The organism is Parageobacillus caldoxylosilyticus NBRC 107762 (assembly GCF_000632715.1).
In the GTDB taxonomy this organism is placed as follows: domain Bacteria; phylum Bacillota; class Bacilli; order Bacillales; family Anoxybacillaceae; genus Saccharococcus; species Saccharococcus caldoxylosilyticus.
In genome coordinates this window covers 1-4,205 of sequence record NZ_BAWO01000105.1, presented here as the reverse complement: position 1 = coordinate 4,205, position 4,205 = coordinate 1, and the positions used below count along the sequence as shown (strand labels likewise).

Sequence of the window (4,205 nt, the reverse complement as noted above, 5' to 3'; positions counted from 1 at the left end):
ACTCCTCGTTTGCACGATAAAAGGCATGAGTGCCTTGATGAAACTCCTCTATCGCTTCTTTGACTTGCCCCTGATAGGACTCGAGGCAATCGATCATCGTCCCGTAGGCCCAACGTTCCAATTCTTTTTCGGTGGATTCCCATAAAGACGACACGTTGATTTCCTCCCCCCATTTACACACTATTTAAATGGTAACATAAGTAAAATAAGGATAAATCATGATATATTCCTGTTTTGCCAAATGGCAATCAGGACTTTTTCCTTATCTTTTTAGAATGTAGGGAGCATATTGCATCTTAATATCGAAATTGTGATTGCCTGTTTTTTGAAGATTGACCACAGGTACCGAATACAATGTGAAACCATCTTTTGCAAATGTAGAACAGTCACATGAATGTGTGAAGCAAATAGTAATAATTAATTCGGACGGTGACAGGCATACATCCCCATTAAAATTTATCCCGTCCATCCTTTATTTGTTCTGTCTCCAGTTCAGTAAAAACAATCAGCCTCTGTTTATCTGAGTATTTGGGATGACACGTAACTAACGTAACCATGGACTTATTCTTAATTGGATAAATTACATCAATTTCGGTAGGCTTTACAATTTTCTTATTAAAGACCTTATAGGTGAGGGTACCGTCAAGAATTTTGTGTAATATAATGGGAGTTAGGGTTTCTCTGAAATGGATTTAGAATGAATAGGGAACTAGTTTCCTCCACACAGGAGACTCTGAATATTCAAGTCTCCTGTGTGGAAAGGGTGAATCCCCTTATTTTGTTTATTTACAATATATGGTTAATTGTAACGTTCTTCAAACATTCGCTCGAGGGCTTCATACGCTTCGGCAAATCCTCGTAACTTTCGTCCTGCCCATTTCTCATTAAAGTCTTGGATGGTCAAATACCACGACTTTTTCCGCGGCTTCTAAACTGCTCAAACTGTTCATCGGCTTTAGACGTTTCCGAATCTCCTTGATCGTTCGTTCAATGGCATTCGTCGTGTAAATCACACTTCGAATACTGCTTGGATAATCCATAAATGTAAGGAGGACATCCAACTCATTGGCCCAAGATTGGACTTCTCTTGGGTACTTGCTGGACCATTTTGACTCAAACTGCCGAAACATCTCCAGTGCAATTTTTTATTCGGAGATCGATAAATGAGTTTCAGATCCTCCGCCATTTCGAACTGATCTTTTTTCCGAACACGACGGAGGGTGTTGCGGACTCTGTGAACGACACAACGCTGCACATGGGCTTTCGGATAAACCGCCTTAAAGGCCTCCTCCAATCCCGGTAATCCATCGAATACGCCCAGAAGCACTTCCTGGACGCCTCTTTGGTAGAGGCCTTGAAGAATTTCCTCTGCCATACATAGGCGCTTTCTTGTCCTCCCACAAAGAAATCAAGAATTTCGCGATATCCTTCTTCATTCACCCCTAACACCATATAAATGACTTCTTTCTCCACGGTTTCACGACGAAATTTTACGTATAAACCATCCAAATATAAGACCGAATATCGCTTGGGTAGGGGACGTGTATGCCATTTCACAATGTCTTCCTTTACCACATCCGTGATATGACTAATCGTTGTTGGGGAGTAGGCATTTCCTAGAATTCGTTCGATAAACTTGCCAATTTCACGCGTACTCATGCCACTTTGATACATCTTAATGATTGCTTCCTCGAGCCAGCCGGTGTGGCGTTGGTAAGGGGCAAACAGTTGCGTTTGAAATTCTCCGTTTCGGCCTCTTGGGACCAAAAGACCTTCAATCCGGCCATATTGCGTATCTAGATTTCGTTGATAGTAGCCGTTTCTCATATTCGACGTTCCAGCCTGTTCTATTTCGAGGAAATTTTTTATTTCTTCACGCATAGTCAGCTCTAATTTTTCCTTTATAAACTGGCGAATCGCACTTTCCAGTTGATGAGCCCAGTCTACATTCGATATACTTTTAGACTAGGTAGGGTTCTCCTTTCTCTGGAATGTTTTGGTCCAAATCAGAGAATACCCTACCTTTTTTCTTTTGATCTAGCAAAATGCTTTACACAAAATTTTATACATCATCACGTGTCCGTTTTCTTGACATAATACCAGGTATTTTTCAATGAGTAGCTTGGCTCAATTTCACTTTACTTTATAAAATCTTTATTTTAAACAACAATTCGTTTTAAATATAAAGAAAACCTTGAAGGCATATAGCCTATCAAGGTCTTTGTTTTAAATCAAGTTACCTCCATCTCCAATTTATTTCCCCGTCTTCATACACAGCCGGCAAATAAATTCCTCTTTTATTTTGATGATCATCCACAATAAACCAATTATCATCTTTCAACCATTCTTCATTATATTCACTTTCTTTAAAATCATTTTCTTCACTCGTAAGAGCCTTAAAAAAATCTTTAAACTTTACTATATTTTGATTAGGTATAAGTTTACCACACATCCACATGCCTTCAGTGTTGATATCTTGTATTTCACCCAGACATTCATCTTGGAAATATAATAAAAACATAATATACTCACTCCTTAGGAGAAATTTTTATGAATTTGCTAGGTATTTCTCCTCTTATCAAATATTCATTGTCTTGTGCGGCCCAATTTAACGCTCTCTTTTTCCAAAAATCAGAAGAAAATTTGTCTCTCTCAATGAATTTCCGAATTTGCTTCGGGAATAAAATGGACGCATTTTCCATTTTTCCTGATCAAATCGCTTTTCTCCAAGCAGAACTATCCAATTCATCGTTAGAAAAGTATGTGACGAGCTTCAAATTCATCAATGTGGCCGAATCTTCAAGTCAACGGTAATAATCCAGAAATTCTATCATAAAATGCCTCAAAAGAGAGTTCATATCTCCTTTGAGGCTTCATATTACTCATATTGCCAGTTTCTTTTATCCTTGACATAATACTAGAAATCCCCTTAATCAAGTTCAAGGGGATTGTTAATTGATCGATGTATCAAAGGTCTTGCTTTACTCACTATAACAAAATTACTTTACCGTAATACTAGGAGGGGATATCGATAGGATTTCAATTACATCATTAGGTGTTAAAAATACATAGTGTTCTACCTCTCCTGACTCGTATATACCACAACTTTCTTTATGAAACCAATTCAAGTATTCTGAGTTTTTTACTTTAAATAAAGACCAATTACTATAAAAATCTGTACCATAATGCTGGTCTAAATAATTTAGCGTTTCTAATAATGAACCTTCATCAGTATTTCTATACGATAATACTCCCTCTTCAAAATTCACTACCACTTTTTTTTCACAATTTTCATCGCTAAATTCTAAAATCACACCATCTTTGCCATCTAAAAACATATCATTATAAATTGTTGAAGGTATATCATCTAGCGGTACCCATCTTTCCCATTGTTCCATAAAACTTTCCTCCATGTTTGTTTTCTAGTAACGAAACTTTATTTTCTTCTTGCCGTCTTGAATTTCAAGTGTAGGACGGCCATCACTACTTTTGGTTCTAACAATAACCGTTCTCCCATCCTGTAAAATACCGACTTTGAGGTCAGGAGTATTCTTCGTAATTTTAGGGTTGAGTGAATAAAAGTCGTTTACTGCCTGATTAAATCCACCTGATAACTCATACTGAGTAGTTCTTCCTTTTGTTGCCCTTCCAGGCTTAGCATCTTTAATTAAATCATCAACTGTTTTACCTGCACCCTTACCTACCTCATCTCCCGTTCTGCCGACGATATTCATCGTCGTTTCTTTTGTTCCCCTCTCGACCCCGCTCATCCACATGCGGGATGTCGGGCCACCGACTCCTGCCAAGGCCGGCTCCGGCCCCATCAGGACAGAACCAACATTTTTAAAAAAGTTATCCAATTGCTGTTTGAACGAGCGGATCGTTGCGGTGATAGGCCCTTTGATGACCTGGTGATAGATCGTTTGTAAAGCCCCTTTGATTTTATCAACATTCAGGACGTTTTTCGTTTTCGAAATCCATTTCGAAACATCCGCTGCGGTTCCGGCCGCTTTCACTCCTTTAATCCCCACTTTGCCGGCGATGCCTGCTCCTTTGGCTGGAGGAATGACGGACAACAATAACATTCCCCCCGCTAGCAGGCGGTCTCCAAATGAAAGCCGTTCCCCTGTCACCGGATCATATTCCCCAAACACCCGCTGCACATCATACCAGCCAAGAAGCTCCAAACCGAATTCTTTCATGTT

Annotated in this window: 4 protein-coding genes and 1 pseudogene; all 5 read right to left on the bottom strand. The window is 39.2% G+C overall.

The window, feature by feature from the left end; genetic code table 11:
* Positions 1–449: 449 nt before the first annotated feature.
* On the bottom strand, positions 450–662 hold the full coding sequence (locus GCA01S_RS21420) for a sortase domain-containing protein (protein WP_226911538.1): 213 nt from the start codon (positions 660–662) through the stop codon (positions 450–452).
* Positions 663–799: 137 nt separating this feature from the next.
* Positions 800–1,956, bottom strand: a pseudogene (locus tag GCA01S_RS18725) (IS256 family transposase).
* Between the two features lie 280 nt (positions 1,957–2,236).
* Positions 2,237–2,521: a hypothetical protein gene (locus GCA01S_RS18720; protein WP_042412460.1), complete on the bottom strand. Its 285-nt coding sequence runs from the start codon at positions 2,519–2,521 to the stop codon at positions 2,237–2,239.
* A 478-nt stretch (positions 2,522–2,999) separates the two neighbouring features.
* Positions 3,000–3,398, bottom strand: coding sequence for a hypothetical protein (locus tag GCA01S_RS18710; protein WP_042412452.1), 399 nt, complete (start codon positions 3,396–3,398; stop codon positions 3,000–3,002).
* A 24-nt stretch (positions 3,399–3,422) separates the two neighbouring features.
* The coding region (locus GCA01S_RS18705) for a pre-toxin TG domain-containing protein (protein ID WP_042412449.1) at positions 3,423–4,205 on the bottom strand (783 nt) is incomplete at its 5' end.